Annotated in this window: 1 protein-coding gene; it reads right to left on the bottom strand. The window is 58.1% G+C overall.

Annotation, left to right across the window (positions count from 1 at the left end):
* Positions 1 to 602 (bottom strand): phage portal protein (locus E0D98_RS25510; RefSeq protein WP_131891496.1); only part of this gene is annotated, 602 nt, incomplete at both ends.

Raw genomic sequence — 602 nt, 5'->3', positions numbered from 1 at the left:
ACGGCCTGCCGCCATTTCTGAAAAAAGACGTCGAATTTTCCTGAATATGATGCCCCTGCGTGGCCGCCAGCCCGGCGGCATACACCGGCGGCAACCCTATAAGCGGATGAAAAAAACAGTTAAACCGATCATGGATCACTTCCCGGGCAGGCACCGTCACCGCCTCAGTGATCCCGCAGTTCCGGTCCGGCGTGATGCGGTAGAACACCTCGCCGTCATCCGCCACCAGAGGTTCAACCCGGTTCCAGTCCAGAATACGCAGTTCTTTGATCTGCCCCCGGGCATTACGGATTTTCAGCACCACCGTATTGCCGTGACGCAGTTTGGCGTTCAGCCACAGTTCAAAAAACTGAATGCGGTTCTGCTGCGCATTGGGGCGACGACAGAGGCGGGCAATATCCCCCCGGCGCGTTTCCCTGCGTATCCCATGCGCATCCGTCTGCATAAGACGCAGCCGCATTTTGGCGATATCCTGGGATATCAGCGAAATACATGCAAACACCGCATGAAAGGAGAGGACGGCTTCAGGATCGGCTTTCACGCCCTGCTGCCAGGCGCCGGAAAAGGGCTCAGCCACCGCCTGAAACAGGCTGGTCCAGCCC

This window comes from Escherichia sp. KCJ4928 (genome assembly GCF_004352695.1).
Classification (GTDB): domain Bacteria; phylum Pseudomonadota; class Gammaproteobacteria; order Enterobacterales; family Enterobacteriaceae; genus ECMA0423.
The sequence above is the reverse complement of the archived record's forward strand: the minus strand, read 5'-3'. Positions and strand labels throughout refer to the sequence as shown.